Source organism: Kitasatospora sp. NPDC127060 (genome assembly GCF_042724935.1).
Taxonomy (GTDB): Bacteria; Actinomycetota; Actinomycetes; order Streptomycetales; family Streptomycetaceae; genus Kitasatospora.
Genome location: NZ_JBHXEG010000004.1, coordinates 27,343 through 45,273, shown reverse-complemented (window position 1 = coordinate 45,273; position 17,931 = coordinate 27,343). Strand labels below are relative to the sequence as shown.

The following is a 17,931-nucleotide window of genomic DNA, read 5'->3' as shown; positions in this document are numbered from 1 at the left end:
TGAACCCCATGACGACGCTCGCCGCACGGGCGCGCGGACGCCTGGCCGCCGCCCTGCTGCTCGCCGTGCTGGCGACCGGCTGCGGCAAGGCCGGCACCCCGCCGCCCAAGGGGCCCCAGCCCAGCGCGCTGCCCAGCTACCAGGTGCAGGACGCCGCCGCGATCACCGGCTCGCCGACCCTGGACGCCGCCCGCAACCGGGGCCACCTGGTGGTCGGCGCCAAGGAGGACCAGCCGTACCTGGGCCAGAAGAACCCGGCCACCGGCGTGTACTCCGGCTTCGACATCGAGATCGCCAAGATGGTCGGCGCCTCGCTCGGCTTCCCGCCGGAGAAGATCCAGTTCAAGACCATCGCCTCGGCCAACCGTGAGACGGCGCTGCAGAACGGCCAGGTGGACTACTACGTCGGCACGTACACCATCAACGACAACCGCAAGAAGCTGGTCGGCTTCGCCGGGCCGTACTTCGTCGCCGGGCAGTCGCTGCTGGTGCGCAAGAACGACAACAGCATCCACGGCCCGCAGGACCTGAACGGCAAGAAGGTCTGCTCGGCGGCCGGCTCGACGCCGTACCAGCGGATCCAGTCGCAGTACCCGAAGGCGCACCTGATCGGCTACGACACCTACTCGGCCTGCGTGGACAACCTGATCACCGGTCAGGTGGACGCCGTCACCACCGACAACGCGATCCTGTTGGGCTACGCGGCCAAGGTGCCGGACGAACTCAAGGTGGTGGGCCCGCTGTTCTCGACCGAGCCGTACGGGATCGGCACCCCCAAGACCGACACCGTGCTGCGCGGGGCGCTGAACGACGCGCTGGCGCACCACGAGGAGAACGGGGACTGGAAGAAGGCCTTCGACGCGACCCTCGGCCTGTCCGGGGAGCCCGCACCCACCCCGCCGACGATCAACCGGTACTGAGAGGGCCGCGCCGTGAAAACGCTGACCGACAACTGGTCGACCTACTGGGACGGCTTCCTCGGCACGCTCTCGCTGTTCGCGGTGAGCGCCGTGCTGTCACTGGTGCTGGGCGTGCTGATCGCGGGGTTCCGGGTCTCGCCCGTCCGGCCGCTGCGGGTGTTCGGGACGGTGTGGGTGACGCTGCTGCGCAACACGCCGCTGACCCTGCTGTTCTTCATCGTGGTGCTGGGGCTGCCCCGGTTCAACATCATCCTGCCCTTCTACACCTTCGCCGTGCTCGCCCTCGGCTGCTACACCTCGGCCTTCGTCTGCGAGTCGATGCGCTCGGGCATCAACACCGTGCCGACCGGCCAGGGCGAGGCGGCCCGCAGCCTGGGGATGAGCTTCGGGCAGACGATGGGCCTGGTGGTGCTGCCGCAGGCGTACCGCTCGGTGGTGGCGCCGCTCGGCAGTGTGATGATCGCGCTGGCGAAGAACACGGCGATCGCCGGTTCGTTCAGCGTCACCGAACTCCTGGGCACCTACCGGACCATCAACGAGCTGGGCTACAGCATCATCTGGACCTTTATCTGGATCGCCGTCGGCTACCTGATCATCACCCTGGCCATCAGCGCCGTCTTCAACCTGCTGGAACGACGAGTGGCGGTGTCCCGATGACGGTCGAATCCTCGGCGCTGTACGACATCCCCGGCCCGAAAGCGCTGGCCCGGCACCGGCTGTACGGCGGGATCGCGTTGCTGCTGATCGCGGCGCTGATCGGCTGGGTCGTCTACATGCTGTTCCACACCCACCAGTTCACCTACGCCAAGTGGGAGCCCTTCGAGTACCGGGGCGTGCAGGACCTGCTGCTGCGCGGGCTGGGCAACACCCTGCGGGCTTTCGGCTGGACGGTGCTGTTCGCACTGCCGTTCGGCGCGCTGTTCGCGGCGGGGAGGCTGTCCGACCACCGGCCGGTGCGCTGGGTCGCCACGCTGGTGGTGGAGTTCTTCCGGGCCATGCCGCTGCTGGTGATGATCTTCTTCATCTTCGTCGCCCTCAAGGTGCAGCCGCTGTGGGCGCTGGTGGCCGGGCTGGTGCTCTACAACGGCTCGGTGCTGGCCGAGGTGTTCCGGGCCGGCGTGCTCGCGGTTCCCAAGGGGCAGCGGGAGGCGGCGTACGCGCTGGGCATGCGCAAGACCCAGGTGATGGCGTACGTGCTGGTGCCGCAGGCCAACCGGGCGATGCTGCCGGCCATCATCAGCCAGCTGGTGGTCGCGCTCAAGGACACCTCGCTCGGGTTCCTGATCACCTTCGAGGAGTTCCTGCACGCGGGCAAGCTCATCGCCACCAACCTGGACTACGACCTGCCGTTCATCCCGGTGGTGATGGTGATCGCGCCGATCTACATCGGGATGTGTCTGCTGCTGTCCTGGCTCGCCCGCTGGGTCGAGCGGCGCAGCCGGCGCAGCCCGAGCGTGCGGGGCGGGGCGCCGGTGGCCAAGGCGGGGGTGGCGATGGGATTGCCGCCGTCGGCGCAGTCGTGAGTGGTGGGCTTCCCGTCAGGACGGGGAGGCCGGAGCGGGCCTGCGGGTGGGGACGCTGGTTCGGGACTGAACCATAGGTGCGGATGGGGTCGAAGCCGAGACCTCCAAATTCCTCTTATGATTGCGAGGGCAGGCGGCAGACGACCGGGCGGAGGGGCCATGGAGCCGGTGTTCGACTCGCGGCACATCAGGACGTTCCACGAAGTCGTCCGGGCCGGTTCCTATTCGGCGGCGGCCCGGGAACTCGGCTACACCCAGCCCGCCATCACCCAGCAGATGAAGGCCCTCGAACGCACCGTCGGCGTCCCGCTGTTCACCCGCGCCGGGCGCGGTCTGCGGCTCACCGAGGCGGGTGAGGCGCTCTCCCGGCACGCCGAGCTGATCCTCGGCAGCCTCTCCGCCGCCCAGCAGCAGCTCGCCGCGCTCGCCCGGCTGCGGGCCGGGCGGGTGCGGGTCTGCGCCTTCCCCAGCGCCAACGCCACCCTGATACCCGAGGCGATGGCCCGGCTGCTCGCCGAGCACCCGGGCGTCCGGGTCGAGCTGCTGGAGGCCGAGCCGCCGGACTCCGTCCAGCGGCTGCTGCGCGGGGAGTGCGACATCGCGCTGGCCTTCCGCTACCCCGGCCAGGCGACCGAGGTGCCGGACGGCCTGGACGAGATCCCGTTGATGGAGGACCTGCTCACCGTGCTGCTGCCGGTCGGGCACCCGCTCGGCCGCCGGCACGCCGTCCGGCTGGTCGACCTCGACGGCGAGCGCTGGATCGCCGGCTGCCCGCGCTGCCGGGCCAACCTGCTGCACGTCTGCGCGGAGGAGGGCTTCGCGCCGGACATCGTGTTCTCCACCGACGACAACCTCGCGGTGCAGAGCCTGGTCGCCGCCGGCGTCGGGATCGCGCTGATGCCTGCGCTGGTGCTCTCCTTCATGTGCCACCGCAAGGTCACCGGGCGGGCCGTCGAGCCGCACCTGCGGCGGCAGGTGAGCGCGTACGTCCTGCGCGAGCACCGGCGGATCCCGGCCACCGGGCTGGTGCTCGACCACCTGCGGCAGGCGGCAGCGAGCCGGGTCGGGTGCTGAAGCGGGGCCCGCACCCATAAGCAGGTATGGGGGTAATGCTTAGGAACCCTCCTTGGACGTGATAGGTCAGTAGGTCCCAACCTGCTGGTATGACACCCCCAGCCACGGTCGGCAGCGACCGGCTCACCGAGCGGATGACCGCGCTGGTCAGTGAGATCCGCGCCGTCGTGGACCGCGGACTGCCCCCCGAACTCACCGCGTACCTGGTCGGCGAACGCCTCGCCCCGCACCTGCACGCCACTGCCGACGGGCCCGACGCGCTGCTCACCCCCGCCCAGCGCGAGGGCGACCCGCAGCGCTACCGCCAGCACGTCCTGCACGCCGAGGCCGACGGCAGCTTCTCCGTCGTCGCCCTGGTCTGGCTGCCCGGCCAGCACACCCCGATCCACGACCACGTCTCCTGGTGCGTGGCCGGTGTCCACCAGGGCCAGGAGAGCGAGACCCGCTACCGGCTGGTCTCCGACGGGCGCAGCTCTCGACTGGTCGAGACCGAGCACGTGGCCGGCCCGGCCGGGACGGTCGCCGCCTTCGCCCCGCCCGGCGACATCCACCTGGTGCGCAACGCGTGCAGCAGCACCGCCATCTCCATCCACGTGTACGGCGCGGACGTCTCGCGGCTCGGCACCAGCATCCGGCGGGTCTACCAACTGCCCGCGGACCAGGAGCGGTGAGCGGCGGCGTGTCACTGACCCTCCGGGAGCGGGCCACCCGCACCCGCTCACTTCCCCCGTTCGGCGGGGACGCCCCCGGCCTGCTGCTCGCGGCGGTCGGGGTGGCCGCCGCGATCGCCGTCCACGCGGCCGTCCCCGCCGTGCCCAAGCTCACCGCCGCCGTCGTGCTCGGCATGGCGGCGGCCCACCTGCCCGGGCTGCGCCCGGTGGTCCGCGGGGTCGCCAGGCCCGGGCTGTCCACCGCCGGGAAGCGGCTGATGCGGCTCGGGATCGTGCTGCTCGGGCTCAAGCTCAGCCTGGACGACGTGCTCGGCCTCGGCTGGGCCACCGTCGCCATGGTGCTCACCGTGGTCGCCGCCACCTTCGCCGGCACGATGTGGCTGGGCCGGAAGCTCGGACTGCCCGGGGACCAGCCGCTGCTGGTCGCCACCGGCTACTCGATCTGCGGGGCCTCGGCGATCGGCGCGGTCAGCCAGGCGGCCGGCAGCGAGGAGGAGGACGTCGCCTCCTCGGTCGCACTGGTCACCCTGTGCGGGACGCTGGCGATCGCCGTACTGCCGCTGCTGCAACACCCGCTGGGGCTCGGTGAGATCGAGTTCGGTCGCTGGGTCGGGGCGAGCGTGCACGACGTCGGGCAGGTGGTCGCCACCGCGCAGACCGGCGGGCCCGGTGCGCTGCGGGAGGCCGTGCTGGTCAAGCTGATGCGCGTGGTGCTGCTGGCGCCGCTGGTCGCGGGCGTGGCGGTGGTGGCGCGGCGCAATCTGCGCCTTGCGCGCGCGGGTGCGGCGGACGGTGTCGCGGGTGAGGCCGGTGGGGACGGTGGGGCCACGACCGGTAGTCGGCCGCCGATCGTGCCGCTGTTCGTCGCCGGGTTCCTGGCGATGATCGTGCTGCGGACCACCGGGGTGCTGCCCGACCGGGCGCTCACCCTGGCCGGGGACGCGCAGGAACTGCTGCTCGCCGCCGCGCTGTTCGGGCTCGGCAGTGCGGTGCACCTGCCGACCATGGCGCGGACCGGCGGGCGGATCGCGCTGCTCGGCCTCGGCTCGTGGGTGGTCGTCGCGGGCGTGTCGTACGCGGGGGTGCTCATCACGACCTGACGGGGGCGGCGTGCGGGCGGGCCGGGCCCCTTCGTGGGCCCGGCCGCTGCGGACTCGGTTATTGTCGGGCGGGTGATCGTCCCTACGGGGACGAGCCAGCTGCCGAGTCAGTCGAGGAGGATGCATGACCACCGCACTGCCCGAACGGGACGGCCACGAGGCCGTCGTCACGCTCGACCGGCGGGAGGGCCCGTACGGCGAGGTGGTACTGCGGCAGCGCGGACGGCACCACGAGATCATCGCCAACGGCTGCTTCCTGATGGACACCGCGGACGGGCGCTCCGAGCGGCTGCTGGTCCAGGCGGCGCTGGACGAGCTGGACCGCACCGGGGAGGGCGTTGCCGCGCCGTCGGTGCTGATCGGCGGGCTCGGGGTCGGCTTCTCGCTCGCGTACGCGGTGGCCGAGCCGCGCTGGGGGCGGATCGCGGTCGTCGAGCGGGAGAGCGCGATCATCGAGTGGCACCGCTCCGGCCCGCTGGGCGCCTACTCGGCCGGCGCGCTGGACGACGAGCGGGTCGCGGTGATCCACACCGACCTGCTGGAATACCTGGCGGCGGCCGACGGTGAGCGCTACCACGCGCTGTGCCTGGACATCGACAACGGGCCGGACTGGACCGTCACCGACTCCAACTCCGGCCTCTACGGGGCCGACGGGCTCGCCGTGCTGTGGCACCGGCTGCAGCCGGGCGGGGTGCTGGCGGTGTGGAGCGCCCAGCCGTCGTCGGACTTCGAGGAGGCGCTGCGAAACGCCGGGTTCTCGGACGTCGTCACCCAGGAGATCCCGGTCAGCCGGGGGGTGCCGGACGTGGTGCACCTGGCGCGGCGCGGCGGCTGAACGGGCCTGCTGCTCACGCTCGTTGGGGGCGGGCCGGCTGCTAGCGTGTGCGCTGCGGTGCACTAGTGCGGTCGGTCGAGCGGGCGGTGGTGGGTGTGATGGACGGCGGGACGCCTTCGGAGCGGATCACGGACGAGCTTCGACGCCGGATCGCGGCAGGGGAGCTGAAGCCTGGCGCCCGGGTGCCGTCGACCCGGCGGATCATGCGGGAGTGGGGCGTCGCGATGGCCACCGCGACCAAGGTGCTCAACCGGCTCCGGGAGGAGGGGTTGGTGCGGGCCGTGCCCGGGGTGGGGACAGTGGTGGCGGCGGCGGCGCCGACTGCGGCTGCGGCTTCTGGCGGGGCTGCGGGTTCTGTTCCGGCGGGTGCGGGTGCGGCTTCTGCTCCAGTTCGGGAGGCGGGGCGGGCGGCGGCTGCGACGGGTCCGACGGCCGGGGCCGGGCCGACCGGCGCGACGGCCGGGGCGGGGGTGCGGCGGGCCAAGGGCGGGGAGCGGGACCTCGGCCGGGAACGGATCGTCGCGGCGGCGGTGCGGGTGGCCGACGCGGAGGGACTGGCGGCGCTGTCGATGCGCCGGGTCGCCACCGAGCTGGGCGTCGCGACCATGTCGCTCTACCGTCATGTGCCCGGCAAGGACGAGCTGTTGCGGTTGATGATGGACAAGGTCTTCGGTGATCAGCCGATCCCCGAAGGGCCGGTGCCGGACTGGCGGACGGGGCTGGAGGAGGTCTCCCGGCTGCAGTGGCGGATCTACCGGACCCACCCGTGGCTGGCGTCCACGATGTCGTTCACCCGGCCGGTGCTGGCGCCGGACGCGGCGCTGCACACCGAGCGGGCGATGGCGGCGCTGGTGGGGACGGGACTGAGCGGGGAGGAGATGGCCCAGACCTCGGTCAGTCTGGCGGCCTACACCTGTGGGCTGGCGGTCCACTTCGAGCGGGAGGCACAGGCCGAGCAGGACAGCGGGTTGTCCGCGGACGAGTGGATGGACCGGCTGGACGACGAGGACCATGACCGGTTGATGGCGGACCCGGAGCGGTTCCCGATGTTCGACGCGCTGAACCGGGGGCCGGAGATCGACCTGAGCCTGGAAGCGCTGTTCGAGTTCGGGCTGGCGCGGATGCTGGACGGGGTGGGGGCGTTGATCGAGGTGCGGGGGAGGACGGGAGGGAACGGGTGACGACCGGGCTCCTCACCCGACCGTCACCCGTCACCCCTCGGCCGACAGCCGACAGCCGACAGCCGACAGCCGTCAGGCGACAGGCGACAGCCGTCAGCCGTCAGCCGAACGGCCGGTGCTCCGGTTCCGCGGCGGCCTCGGCCGCTGCCTCCGGTGCGTCCGTCGTCGTGGGGGCGCCGGAGATCCCGAAGGGGTCGAAGTCCGGCGGGGGGATCATCACCGGAGTGCCCTTGCGGGGAGCCGGCTCCGCCCCGCCCGTCGCGGCGGACGCCACCGGCGCGGCCTGGGCCGGGATCAGCGGCGGGCTGGTGGGCGGTGGCGGGACGGCCGGGCCCTGGGCGGCGACGGTGGTGCCGAAGGGGTCGGGCTTCTGCTCGGAGGCGACCGTCGTCCCGAACGGGTCCGGGGCCGCCGTGCCTGCGGTGGGCTGGGCGGCAGGGTCGTTCGTGGCCGCGGGGGTGCCCGCGATGCCGAAGGGGTCGAAGTCCGGCGGGGGGATCATCACCGGAGTGCCCTTGCGGGGAGCCGGCTCCGCCCCGCGCACCGGGGCGGCCGGCGCCGCCTCCTCGGCGACGGGCGCGAAGGGGTTGAAGTCGGCGGGCGGGATCCGCACCGGAGTGCCGCGCAGGTGCACCGGCAGTTCCTCCGGCTCGGTGGCCGGCTCCGCGACGGGCTCCGCGACGGGCTCCGCGACGGGCTCCGCGACGGGCTCCTCCACCGCCGGAGCGGCGGGCGCGCCCGGCGTCGCGACCGGCTCGCCGTCCCAGCCGAACTGGATGCTCTTCAGCAGCTCCGCGAACGCCTCCGTGTAGAACTCCCAGTCCTCCGGCCGGGCCGTTGACAACTGGGCGCACAGCACCGTCCCGCTGTCCGGCAGCGGTACGAAGGCCTCGACGACGGAAGTGACCACCCAGCGGCGCTGTCCGTCGGCCGCCAGCGCCCCGGGCACCGGGACGGTCCGTCCCTCGACCAGGACGGCGGCCGGCCCGGCCGGCAGCAGGACCGTCCAGACCTCGGCGTGCCGCCGGACGGTGGCCAGTTCGGTGGCGAGCGCGGTGATCGGCAGCGGGTGCCGGGCGAGCGAGATGACCAGGGTGGCCTCGGAGGCGCGCCCGTCGAGGTCCAGGGCGCACACGCCCGCGTAGCGGACGCCCGCGTCCTGGATCAGGTCGGTCAGAGTCGCGGCGATCACCGCGAAGTCGCGGCGCGGCTCCCGGCCGGTGGCGCTGAACAGCTCGTCGGCGACCTCGGCCAGGTGGCCGGTCAGCTCGACGGCCGCCGCCACGGTGGCCCGGTCGGCGCCGTCCGGGGTGTGGTCGCCGTCGAGCGGGAGCGCGGGCACCGTACGGGCGGAGGCCCCGGCCGGTCCGCCGGGGGAGGTGAGCGCGTGGAAGCCCGGGGGGACGACCAGTCGGACTTCGGTGCCCGCGCCGGTGGCCAGTTCGACCGGCCGCCGGGTCTGCTGCCCGGCCGCGAGCGCGGCCAGTGCCGGGGCGAACGACGGGCGCAGCTTGGCGTCGGCGAACTCGCCGGTGACGGGCAGCTGGAACAGCGCGGCCGAGGTGGTGCCCCGGTCGGCGATGGCGCCGCGCACCGCGCCGCCGCCGTAGCGGTTGTGCAGCGCGGCGGTGACCCGGTCGGCGACGCGTGCGCCGGTGCCGGGCCGGGCCGTTCCGGCGGTGATCACCGTGCCGAGCCGGTCGAGGGCCTGGTGCACCGGCCCGTTGGGCGCCATCGGCAGGCCGAACAACGCCTCGGCGGCGGGGTGTTCAGCCGGTTTCGGGCTGCTCAGCGCGACCGCTGGGTGGCGCGAGGTGTGCTCGTCGAAGAGGGCGTCGGTGAGCGTGCCGAGGGTCGCGCAGACCTGCTCGGCTGCCGCGAAGGGGTTGGCCTCCGCACTGAACTGGACGTCCTGGGTCAACTGGTGAGCCCCCCGCTCTGCTCCGTCTGCTGTCGGTGGTTCGGGTGGGACCGGACCCGCCCGGGCGGCGGTCCGTCAGGTCCCTGCCCATTCCTATCAGAGCCCACCGTCGTCACCGAACCGCAGGATCACCCGATGATCACTCCGAGGAGGTCTCGGCGGGACCCTCGGTGGCCTGGGCGGACGGTTCGTCCACGGGCTCGGTGGGCGGTGGCTCGGTGGACGCCTGCTCGGTGGGCGGCACTGCCGTGGCCAGTGCGGTGAGCGCGTCCAGGATGCCGGGGACGGCCAGCAGTCCGGCGAGGTCCCGGACCAGCCGTCCGGACGGCCCGTCGGGCCGCTCGTCGGCGAAGAACGAGGCCAGCTCGGCGGCCAGCGCGGGCTCCCGCGCCGCGGTGAGGGTGAGCGAGGCGACGAACTCCTGCACCAGGTGCAGCTGCAGCTCCTCCAGCGGGACCGACCGCTCGGCCAGCCACTCCAGCGAGGTGATCTCGGCGTTGGCGATCCAGGCCCGGACGGTGAGCCGCAGCCCGGGGCTCGGGGAGGGGATCGCCAGGTGGGCGAGGATCTGGTCGTGCGCGGCCCGGCGCACGTCGTCGATCACCGCCGAGGTGCCCGCGCTGGCCGCCACCGAGCCGCCCCGCAGCAGCGCGGCGAAGCCCGGCCCGTGGCTCTGCACGAAGTCCAGGTAGCGGCCCATCACCCGGTACAGCCGCTCCGAGAGCGGGCCCTCCATCGGCTCCTCGAACCGCGCCGAGAGCTCCCGCCCGGCGCGCCGCAGGGACGCCTCGTACAGCGCCTGCTTGCCCGGGAAGTAGTGGTAGACCAGCGGCCGGGAGGCGCCGGCGGCGGCGGCGATGTCGTCGATCGACACCTCCTCCGGTGGGCGCCGGCTGAACAGCTCCAGCGCCACGGCGATCAGCTGCTCGCGCCGTTCGTCCACGCTGAGCCGTCGGCGCGGCCGGTCGGCGGCGGCTCCCCGGTCGGGCGCGGTTCCCCGGTCGGGTGCGGCGGCGGTCCGTGCTGCGCGGTCGGCCGTCGGCGACGGCGTGCGGGGGGCCATGCACGTCAGCCTATCCGGCAGCCGTCCGCGGGCCCATGCGGCCCGTCCTGCCGACCGGTTCCCGGCCGGGCGGCCGGGCGGCCGGCCGGGGACGGCCACGCCCCGGCTATTCGGCGCGGAGCTCCAGGTACCGGCGGTACGCCTCCAGGCCGTCGGGGACGAAGGTGTCGCGGGCGAGGCGCTCGGACAGTTCGGCCGGGGTCAGCCAGGCGTGCCAGGCGACCTCGGACTCCTGGGGGGAGACCGGGCCGTCCCACTCCGCCTCGTACATGTCGCACCACCAGGAGAGCTTGCCGCCGTCGGGCTCCCGGAACAGGAACTTGAAGAGCGGGCGCGGGGCGATGCCCCGCACGCCGAGCTCCTCCTCGGCCTCGCGGACGGCGGCCTCGGCGTAGGTCTCGCCGGAGCCGACCACGCCGCCGACGAACATGTCGTACGCCCCGGGGGAGAACAGCTTGGTGTCGGTGCGGCGGTGGACGAAGATCCGGCCGGCCCGGTCGCGGACCATGACGAAGACGCAGCGGTGGGTCAGGCCCTGCCGGTACACCTCCCCGCGCAACGCCGTCCCGATCACCCGGTCGTTGTCGTCGACGATGTCCAGCAGCTCTTCGGAAGGGTTGGTCATGGACGACAGGTTAGGGTTTCGGGGCCCGCTTCGAACGCGGGACCGATCGATTCGGCGGCGACGAGCGAGCTGAGGGCGGCACGCGGTGGTGGAGATCTGGGGCGAGACGGCCGAGGGATTCGAGCCCGTACGGGAGGCCTTCGCGCGGAACTTCGCGGAGTACGGCGAACTGGGTGCGGCCTTCGCGCTGTACCTGCGCGGCCGCAAGGTGGTCGACCTGTGGGGCGGTGACGCCCGGCCCGAGGTCGGCGGGCGGCCCGCGCCCGCGGTGCCCTGGACGGCGGACACCGCCCAGGTGCTGCGCTCGGTCACCAAGGGTCTGAGCGCGGCGACCGCGCTGCTGCTGGCCGAGCGCGGACTGCTCGACCTGGACGCGCCGGTGTCCTCGTACTGGCCGGAGTTCAAGGCGGCCGGCAAGGAGGCGGTGCCGGTGCGCTGGCTGCTGTCGCACCAGGCCGGAGTGCCGGCGCTGGACGTGCCGCTGCGCCTGGAGGACGTGCTGACCTGGGAGCGCGCCGTCGCCGCGGTGGCCGCGCAGGAGCCCGCCTGGGAGCCGGGGACGGCGCACGGCTACCACCCGTACACCTTCGGCTGGCTGGTCGGTGAGGTGGTGCGCCGGGTGAGCGGTCGGACGATCGGACAGTACTTCGCCGAGGAGATCGCCCGGCCGTTCGGGCTGGACCTGTGGATCGGACTTCCGGCCGCCGCCGCGCCCAGGGTCGGCAAGCTGGTCGACCTGCCCGCCCCGGAGGCGGCCCGGACCGGCCCGAGCGGCTTGCGGCTGCGGCCCAAGCAGTCCGTCCAGGACGCCTACCAGGACCCGACCTCGCTGACCGCCCGGGCCTTCGCCTCGGTGCTGCCCGGGGTGAACATGAACGACCCGGCGGTGCAGGCCGCCGAGATCCCCGGTGCGAACGGCATCGGCACCGCCCGTTCGGTGGCCCGGTTCTACGCGGCGCTGATCGGCGAGGCCGACCGCCCGGACGGCTCCGGCGCGCTGCTGCCGCCGCTGTTCGGCCCGGAGGTGCTGGCCCGCGCGGTCGGGCCGGCGGTGAACGGCCCGGACCGGGTGCTGATCGTCAACTCCACCTTCGGCCTGGGCTTCTGGCGGCACGGGCCGACCGCGCCGATGGCCTCCCCGGCGAGCTTCGGCCACCCGGGCCGGGGCGGTTCGCTGGGCTTCGCCGACCCGGAGCTCGGGCTCGGCTTCGGTTACGTCACCAACGGCATGCAGCCGGGCGTCACCGGGGACGTGCGGTCGCGCAACCTGATCCGCGCGGTGCGGGGGTGCCTGGGGCTGAGCGTCTAGCCCGGGCGTCAGGCCTCCGGCTTCGGGCCCCAGGGCTCGGGTCTCAGGCTCGGGTCTCAGGGCTCGGGTCTCCGGGCTCAGGCCTGGCCGGTCTCGAAGCGGCTGATCTTCCCGCCGTCGACAGTGAAGCGCCAGGCGGTGCGCATCGCGCCCCAGGTGTCGTTGGTGAACTCGGCGACCAGCGCGTGGCCGCCGTCCGACTCGGTCTGGACGGCCATGCGGCCGCGCGAGGAGAAGATCTCCCGCTCGGTCCAGTCGGCGAGGTCGCGGTCGGAGCCGTCGTCGGACATGGTCGCGCCGGGGGTGAGGGCGGCGGTGAAGGCGTCGCGGTCGCCGGCGTTGATGGCGATCACGAAGGCGCGCACGGCGGGGTCGGTGAGCTTGGCGGGGGCGATGGTCATGCCGGACTCCCTGGGAGGGGTTGCGGAACGGGGAGTCCTGTCTACGGCGTTCGCGCGGGCCGTCCGGGCATGTCGGCGGCGCGTCGGGGAAATCAGGGGATTCATGTGCTTAGATCCCGCAACGGGTGATTTGCCCGGTAGGCCCGCCACGGGGAGTGGCGGTGGAGCGGGAGGCCGGACGAGGTCTCCCGCTCCACTTTCTGTCCGGGGAACCGGCCGTCTGTCCGGGGAACCGGCCGTCTGTCCGGGGAACCGGCGGTCTGTCCGGGGGACGGCTTTCCGTCCGGGGAACGGCCTAGAAGAAGCCGACCGCGTCGGGGGAGTAGCTGACCAGCAGGTTCTTCGTCTGCTGGTAGTGCTCCAGCAGCGCCTTGTGGTTCTCCCGCCCGATGCCGGAGTTCTTGTAGCCGCCGAAGGCCGCGTGCGCCGGGTAGGCGTGGTAGCAGTTCGTCCAGACCCGGCCCGCCTGGATGGCGCGCCCGGCCCGGTGGGCGGTGTTGATGTCGCGGGTCCACACGCCGGCGCCGAGCCCGTACTGGGTGTCGTTGGCGAGCGCGACCGCCTCGTCGAAGCCGTCGAAGCGGGTGACCGAGACGACCGGCCCGAAGATCTCCTCCTGGAAGACCCGCATGCTGTTGACGCCCTCGAAGACCGTCGGCGTCACGTAGTACCCGCCGGCCAGCGAGCCGCCGAGGTCCGCCCGCTCGCCGCCGACCAGCACCTTGGCGCCCTCGGCCTGGCCGATCTCGAAGTAGGAGAGGATCTTCTTCAGCTGCTCGGCACTGGCCTGCGCGCCGACCTGGGTCTCGGTGTCCAGCGGGTTGCCCTGGCGCATCGCGCGTACCCGGGTCAGGCCGTCGCCGAGCAGCCGCTCGTAGACCGGGGACTCGATCAGTGCGCGGCTGGGGCAGGTGCAGACCTCGCCCTGGTTGAGGGCGAACATCGCGAAGCCCTCGACGGCCTTGTCGTAGAAGGCGTCGTCGGCGGTGGCGACGTCGGCGAAGAACAGGTTGGGGCTCTTGCCGCCGAGCTCCAGGGTCGCCGGGATCAGGTTGTCGGCGGCGGCCCGGGCGATCAGCCGGCCGGTGCCGGTCTCGCCGGTGAAGGCGAGCTTGCGGACCCGGGTGCTGGCCGCCAGCGGGGCGCCGGCCTCCTCGCCGAAGCCGGTGACGATGTTGAGCACGCCCGGCGGGACCAGGTCTGCGGTCAGCTCGGCCAGCAGCAGCACCGAGGCCGGGGTCTGCTCGGCGGGCTTGAGGACCACCGCGTTGCCGGCCGCGAGCGCCGGGGCGATCTTCCAGATCGCCATCAGGATCGGGAAGTTCCACGGGATGATCTGGCCGACCACGCCCAGCGGCTCGTGGAAGTGGTACGCCACGGTGTCCTCGTCGAGCTGGGAGAGGCTGCCCTCCTGGGCCCGCAGCGCGCCGGCGAAGTAGCGCAGGTGGTCGACGGCGAGCGGGAGGTCGGCGGCCAGCGTCTCGCGGACCGGCTTGCCGTTCTCCCAGCTCTCGGCGACGGCCAGTTGCTCCAGGTTGGCCTCCATCCGGTCGGCGATCCGCAGCAGCACCTGCGCCCGCTCGGCGGCGGAGGTGCGGCCCCAGGCCGGGGCGGCGGCGTGGGCCGCGTCGAGGGCGGCCTCGATGTCCTCGGCGGTGCCGCGGGCGACCTCGGTGAAGACCTCGCCGGTGACCGGGGTCGGGTCGCCGAAGTACTCGCCGCGCACCGGGGGTTTCCAGCCGCCGGCGATCCAGTGGTCGTACCGGGAGCGGTAGGCGACGATGCTGCCGGGTGCGCCGGGGGGCTGGTAGACCGTCATGCTCTGTGTCTCCTCGCGACGTCGGGCGCCCCCGGCGCCGATCGGGCGGGGGCGGCACGCCGGACCGCCGCCCGGTCGGGGGCGGTCCGGCGGGAGGGTGCGGACACGCAGTCGGGCGGCGCCCCGCCGGGGCGCCCGCCGACGAGCACGATAACCGCCGGGCGCGCGGTGCGGCTACGGTCCGTACCACCGGCTCGTACGGACAGTGTGCGTTCCGGATGTCGCCGAGCCGGACGCCGCGGGCCCGGGCGTGCGCGGGGGGCGCGTTCGCCGTCTCGCGGACCCCGGGCGTGCATCAGGGCGCGGGTGCGCGCGCATCGGGTCGCGCCGGATCGCATCGGGCCGGGGCGGCGCGCGGCAGGTCGGGCCGCGCCGTCCCGGATGGCACCGGAGGCCGGCGGGCGGCGTCTGAGGGCCTCGGACGCCGGCGCGCCGACGGTCGGGGGTCGGGGGTCGGGTCAGACCGCGTGGTACCGGCCGGTGCGGGCCTCCCAACTCAGGTAGCCGGCCAGCCAGGTGAGCAGTCCGTCCGCGTACCGCTGGGCGATCGCGCGTTCGATCCTGGACAGTCCCAACTCCCGGTAGACGTCCGGGAGTCGCTCGTGCAGCTCGGCGCAGCGCTCGACCATCAGCTGGGCCTCCGCCATCACCGCGGAGCAGGCCTCCTCGGCCGAGCAGTGGCGCTCGCGCTGGACGATCATGACCAGGTTGTTGACGTCACCGCGCGGGGCTTCCAGCGGGAAGGAGCGCACGTCGTTGCTGAGCGACGGTATGTCGGCCGCCAGCTGCCGGAGTTGACGCAGCACCGGGTGGTGCAGGACGGAGGCGGGGACCTCGAACTGGCCGAGCCGTTCGACCATGTCGAAGATCGTCTCCATGGCCGCGGTGCCCCGTCTGAGTTCCAGGTAGCCGTCCCGGTCCGGTGGCCGGGTGGAGATCCGGCCCGCCGCCTCGGCCGGGTGGCTGGCGAAGTAGTACTCCCAGTTGTAGGCGGCGCGGGCCTGCCAGCGGGCGGGCATGCCGCGCACGCTGCGGCTCCAGAGGTCGGCGAAGGCGGTCTCCACCGGGGAGCGCTGGTCGGGGCGGGCGCCGTGCAGGACGGCGATCAGCCGTTCGCAGATCGGGGCGACCTCGGTGGGGCGGCGGCCGAGCGGGCCGTCGAACTGGTCGTCGAAGAGGAAGTAGAAACCCATCAGGTCGGCCGCCAGGGCGAGTTCGTCCGGTCCGGCGTCCGGGTAGCCGAGCGCGGCGAGGTCCACCACCTCCCAGTGGGCGTAGCCGGGGTGATCGGCGTCGGGGAGCAGCGGGTGGCGGATCAGCCAGTCGCGGTGCAGGGCGGTGGCGTACCGACCGTGCGGACTGCGTCGGTGCGGGAACGGAATCTGAAGTGAGGTGTCGTCAGACATCGGACTCCCGGTGCAGCGGTGGGTGGGGGCGCTTGTGGTTCGATCACTGGGCGTGGGGGAGTTGACGCAGCGAGGCGCACAGGGTGAGGGTGGGTGCGCAAGATCATCCGTGCCTCGCGGGCCGTAGGGTATCTGATGCAATGATCGGACGTTAGGGATATAGGGCAATTGCCCTTGGCAAGCCGTCCGAACCCTCGCCGTCCGCCCCAGCCTGCGCGAATGCCGCACAGTCGGCCGAACGCGGCGCTAACCTCGGCTCCACGAACAGTGATGGACCGGCTCCGCGCGCGCGACGGGTGGAGCCGTGCCGCGAGCGGGTGAGGCGGAGGCACGTCGGTGACCGATCAGGGCAACGAACTTCGGACGGGAACCGGTTCCGAGCGGAACGAGGACGATCCCGCCCCCCGGATCCGGCTGCGCGACCGCGACACCGAACTGCGTTCCGTGGAGGCCGCCGTCGACCGGCTCTGCCGCGAGTTCGCCGCCGGCGGTACCGAGATCGGCGAACTGCTCGCCTTCTCCGGCCGCCCCGGCATCGGCAAGACCAGCCTGCTGCACGAGGTCCGGCGGATCGCCAGCCTGCGCGAGGGCGCCACCGTGCTGTTCGCCCGCGGCGGCGAACGGCAGTTCAAAGAGCCGTACCACGTGCTGCGCCAGCTCCTCCAGCCCGTCCTGACCCAGCTGGAGCCCGACGAGTTCGGCCAGGTCATGGGCACCTGGGAGGAGGTCGTCGGACCGGCCATGGGCCTCAAGCAGCCCAAGGCCGGCGCCCGCCGCCTCGATCCCCAGGGCGTGCGCGACGGCCTCGACTACGTGCTCACCCAGCTCGCCCCGCGCCGCGCGCCGATGGTGATGATCGTCGACGACCTGCACTGGGCGGACGCCGAATCGCTCTCCTGGCTCGCCAAGTTCGCCGTCCGGTCCGGCGAACTGCCCGTCCTGCTGGTCTTCGCCTTCCGCGAGGACGAGAGCGACTGGCCCACCGAGACCCAGGACCTGCGCCGGGGCGTCCTCAACCTCGCCAGCCGCAAGCACGAGCTCAGCCGGCTCACCCTGAACTCCGTCACCGACATGATCCGCGCCGAACTCGGCGACCGGGCCGAGGACGCCTTCTGCTACGAGTTCTGGAACGTCGTCAACGGCAACCCCTTCGAGGCCGTCGCCCTGCTCGACCAGGTCCGTGACCAGGAACTCGAGCCGGTCGAGGAGAACTCCCGGCAACTGCGCGAACTCGCCGTCGACGCCACCGGGATGACCCTCAAGAGCTGGCTGGACCGGCTCGGCCCCGCCACCCTGCGCTTCGCCTGGGCCTGCGCCATGCTGGGCACCGACATCCGGATCGACCTCGTCACCCGGATCTCCACCCAGAGCGCCGAGGCCGCCCGGGAGTCCATCAAGCAGCTGCGCAAGCAGCGCGTGCTCACCCAGTCCCCCAACGGGAACCTCGAGTTCGTCCACCCGCTGATCGCCAGCTCCATCTACAACACCATGCCGGAGGCCACCCGGCTCGGCATGCACGGCATCTCCGCCGTCGAGATCGAGAACGCCGGACTCGGCCTGCTCGCCGCCTCCCGCCACCTGGTCGAGACCCACTCCGGCGAGGGCGACGACCGGATCGTCAAGAAGCTGCGCCGCGCCGCCGTCGAACACCAGCTGATCGGCGCCCCCGAGGCCGCCCAGCGCTGCCTCCACCGCGCGCTCAACGAGCCGCCTGCCGACGACATCAAGGCCGAGGTGATGTACGAACTCGGCTGCTCCGCACTGCTCACCGACCCCGTCGCCACCGTCAACCAGCTCAAGCTCGCCCTGGACCCCGACGAGGGCCCGCTGCGCCCCGAACTGCGGGTGGACGCCACCTTCCGGCTCTCCGAAGTGCTCGCCCACAGCGGTGAACTGGGCCAGGCCGCGCTGGTCTGCCAGAAGGAGGCCGAGCAGACTCCCGACCCGGTCCGGCGGCAACGGCTGCAGGCCGCGTCGTTCATGTGGCACGCCTTCCGCAAGTCCGAGGAGGACGGCCCCGGCCGCTCCGCCCGGCTCGCCGAGCTGTACGAGAACCTGACCGGCCGGGAGGCCGCCGATCGGG

At 73.2% G+C, this 17,931-nt stretch carries 16 protein-coding genes; 10 read left to right on the top strand and 6 right to left on the bottom strand.

The features are described from left to right. Positions 1 to 8 precede the first annotated feature (8 nt). From ACFWIS_RS04145 to ACFWIS_RS04110, 8 genes are all read left to right on the top strand, one after another. Positions 9 to 920, top strand: coding sequence for a glutamate ABC transporter substrate-binding protein (locus ACFWIS_RS04145; protein ID WP_380453306.1), 912 nt, complete (start codon positions 9 to 11; stop codon positions 918 to 920). Positions 921 to 932: 12 nt separating this feature from the next. After that, positions 933 to 1,577, top strand: a complete 645-nt coding sequence (locus tag ACFWIS_RS04140) for an amino acid ABC transporter permease (RefSeq protein WP_380453217.1) — start codon at positions 933 to 935, stop codon at positions 1,575 to 1,577. Then, positions 1,574 to 2,443, top strand: coding sequence for an amino acid ABC transporter permease (locus tag ACFWIS_RS04135; protein ID WP_380453215.1), 870 nt, complete (start codon positions 1,574 to 1,576; stop codon positions 2,441 to 2,443). Before ACFWIS_RS04140 ends, ACFWIS_RS04135 begins: the two co-directional genes overlap by 4 nt. Positions 2,444 to 2,611: 168 nt before the next feature. Continuing rightward, positions 2,612 to 3,517 carry a LysR family transcriptional regulator gene (locus tag ACFWIS_RS04130; RefSeq protein ID WP_380453304.1) on the top strand — a complete coding sequence of 302 codons (906 nt, stop codon included), beginning with the start codon at positions 2,612 to 2,614 and terminating at the stop codon, positions 3,515 to 3,517. An 89-nt stretch (positions 3,518 to 3,606) separates the two neighbouring features. Then, positions 3,607 to 4,188, top strand: a complete 582-nt coding sequence (locus ACFWIS_RS04125) for a cysteine dioxygenase (RefSeq protein WP_380453213.1) — start codon at positions 3,607 to 3,609, stop codon at positions 4,186 to 4,188. Between the two features lie 14 nt (positions 4,189 to 4,202). Beyond that, positions 4,203 to 5,288: a YeiH family protein gene (locus ACFWIS_RS04120; RefSeq protein WP_380453302.1), complete on the top strand. Its 1,086-nt coding sequence runs from the start codon at positions 4,203 to 4,205 to the stop codon at positions 5,286 to 5,288. Between the two features lie 124 nt (positions 5,289 to 5,412). After that, positions 5,413 to 6,123, top strand: coding sequence for a spermidine synthase (locus tag ACFWIS_RS04115; RefSeq protein WP_380453211.1), 711 nt, complete (start codon positions 5,413 to 5,415; stop codon positions 6,121 to 6,123). A 65-nt stretch (positions 6,124 to 6,188) separates the two neighbouring features. Beyond that, positions 6,189 to 7,304 carry a TetR/AcrR family transcriptional regulator C-terminal domain-containing protein gene (locus tag ACFWIS_RS04110; protein ID WP_380453209.1) on the top strand — a complete coding sequence of 372 codons (1,116 nt, stop codon included), beginning with the start codon at positions 6,189 to 6,191 and terminating at the stop codon, positions 7,302 to 7,304. A 100-nt stretch (positions 7,305 to 7,404) separates the two neighbouring features. Here the strand turns inward: ACFWIS_RS04110 and ACFWIS_RS04105 are convergent, their stop codons facing one another. The 3 genes from ACFWIS_RS04105 to ACFWIS_RS04095 form a co-directional block, all read right to left on the bottom strand. Further along, positions 7,405 to 9,225 (bottom strand): hypothetical protein, encoded by a 1,821-nt coding sequence (locus ACFWIS_RS04105; RefSeq protein ID WP_380453207.1) that lies wholly within the window; start codon positions 9,223 to 9,225, stop codon positions 7,405 to 7,407. A gap of 139 nt (positions 9,226 to 9,364) precedes the next feature. Beyond that, complete coding sequence (locus ACFWIS_RS04100) at positions 9,365 to 10,288, bottom strand: TetR/AcrR family transcriptional regulator (protein ID WP_380453205.1); 924 nt, start codon at positions 10,286 to 10,288, stop codon at positions 9,365 to 9,367. Positions 10,289 to 10,394: 106 nt separating this feature from the next. Next, complete coding sequence (locus tag ACFWIS_RS04095) at positions 10,395 to 10,913, bottom strand: NUDIX hydrolase (protein ID WP_380453204.1); 519 nt, start codon at positions 10,911 to 10,913, stop codon at positions 10,395 to 10,397. An 85-nt stretch (positions 10,914 to 10,998) separates the two neighbouring features. On the opposite strand from ACFWIS_RS04095, the gene ACFWIS_RS04090 reads away from it, so the two are divergent. After that, complete coding sequence (locus ACFWIS_RS04090; protein ID WP_380453202.1) at positions 10,999 to 12,222, top strand: serine hydrolase domain-containing protein; 1,224 nt, start codon at positions 10,999 to 11,001, stop codon at positions 12,220 to 12,222. 77 nt (positions 12,223 to 12,299) lie between these two features. On the opposite strand, the gene ACFWIS_RS04085 is transcribed toward ACFWIS_RS04090, so the two are convergent. The 3 genes from ACFWIS_RS04085 to ACFWIS_RS04075 all read right to left on the bottom strand — a co-directional run bounded on the left by ACFWIS_RS04085 (position 12,300) and on the right by ACFWIS_RS04075 (position 15,848). Beyond that, positions 12,300 to 12,623 (bottom strand): nuclear transport factor 2 family protein, encoded by a 324-nt coding sequence (locus tag ACFWIS_RS04085; protein ID WP_380453200.1) that lies wholly within the window; start codon positions 12,621 to 12,623, stop codon positions 12,300 to 12,302. A gap of 295 nt (positions 12,624 to 12,918) precedes the next feature. Then, positions 12,919 to 14,442 carry an aldehyde dehydrogenase family protein gene (locus ACFWIS_RS04080; protein WP_380453198.1) on the bottom strand — a complete coding sequence of 508 codons (1,524 nt, stop codon included), beginning with the start codon at positions 14,440 to 14,442 and terminating at the stop codon, positions 12,919 to 12,921. 458 nt (positions 14,443 to 14,900) lie between these two features. Next, a complete protein-coding gene (locus ACFWIS_RS04075; RefSeq protein ID WP_380453196.1) occupies positions 14,901 to 15,848 on the bottom strand; it encodes a terpene cyclase in 948 nt (315 codons plus the stop codon). A 336-nt stretch (positions 15,849 to 16,184) separates the two neighbouring features. Between ACFWIS_RS04075 and ACFWIS_RS04070 the strand changes: the two genes are divergently transcribed. Further along, a partial coding sequence (locus tag ACFWIS_RS04070) for an ATP-binding protein (protein ID WP_380523469.1) occupies positions 16,185 to 17,931 on the top strand: 1,747 nt, incomplete at its 3' end.

Excerpts from the sequence above, each read along its gene's own strand:
- ACFWIS_RS04145 (WP_380453306.1), top strand. The coding sequence starts at position 9 with ATGACGACGCTCGCCGCACGGGCGCGCGGACGCCTGGCCGCCGCCCTG.
- ACFWIS_RS04135 (WP_380453215.1), top strand. The coding sequence starts at position 1,574 with ATGACGGTCGAATCCTCGGCGCTGTACGACATCCCCGGCCCGAAAGCG.
- ACFWIS_RS04125 (WP_380453213.1), top strand. The coding sequence starts at position 3,607 with ATGACACCCCCAGCCACGGTCGGCAGCGACCGGCTCACCGAGCGGATG.
- ACFWIS_RS04115 (WP_380453211.1), top strand. The coding sequence starts at position 5,413 with ATGACCACCGCACTGCCCGAACGGGACGGCCACGAGGCCGTCGTCACG.
- ACFWIS_RS04100 (WP_380453205.1), bottom strand. The coding sequence starts at position 10,288 with ATGGCCCCCCGCACGCCGTCGCCGACGGCCGACCGCGCAGCACGGACC.
- ACFWIS_RS04095 (WP_380453204.1), bottom strand. The coding sequence starts at position 10,913 with ATGACCAACCCTTCCGAAGAGCTGCTGGACATCGTCGACGACAACGAC.
- ACFWIS_RS04085 (WP_380453200.1), bottom strand. The coding sequence starts at position 12,623 with ATGACCATCGCCCCCGCCAAGCTCACCGACCCCGCCGTGCGCGCCTTC.
- ACFWIS_RS04080 (WP_380453198.1), bottom strand. The coding sequence starts at position 14,442 with ATGACGGTCTACCAGCCCCCCGGCGCACCCGGCAGCATCGTCGCCTAC.
- ACFWIS_RS04075 (WP_380453196.1), bottom strand. The coding sequence starts at position 15,848 with ATGTCTGACGACACCTCACTTCAGATTCCGTTCCCGCACCGACGCAGT.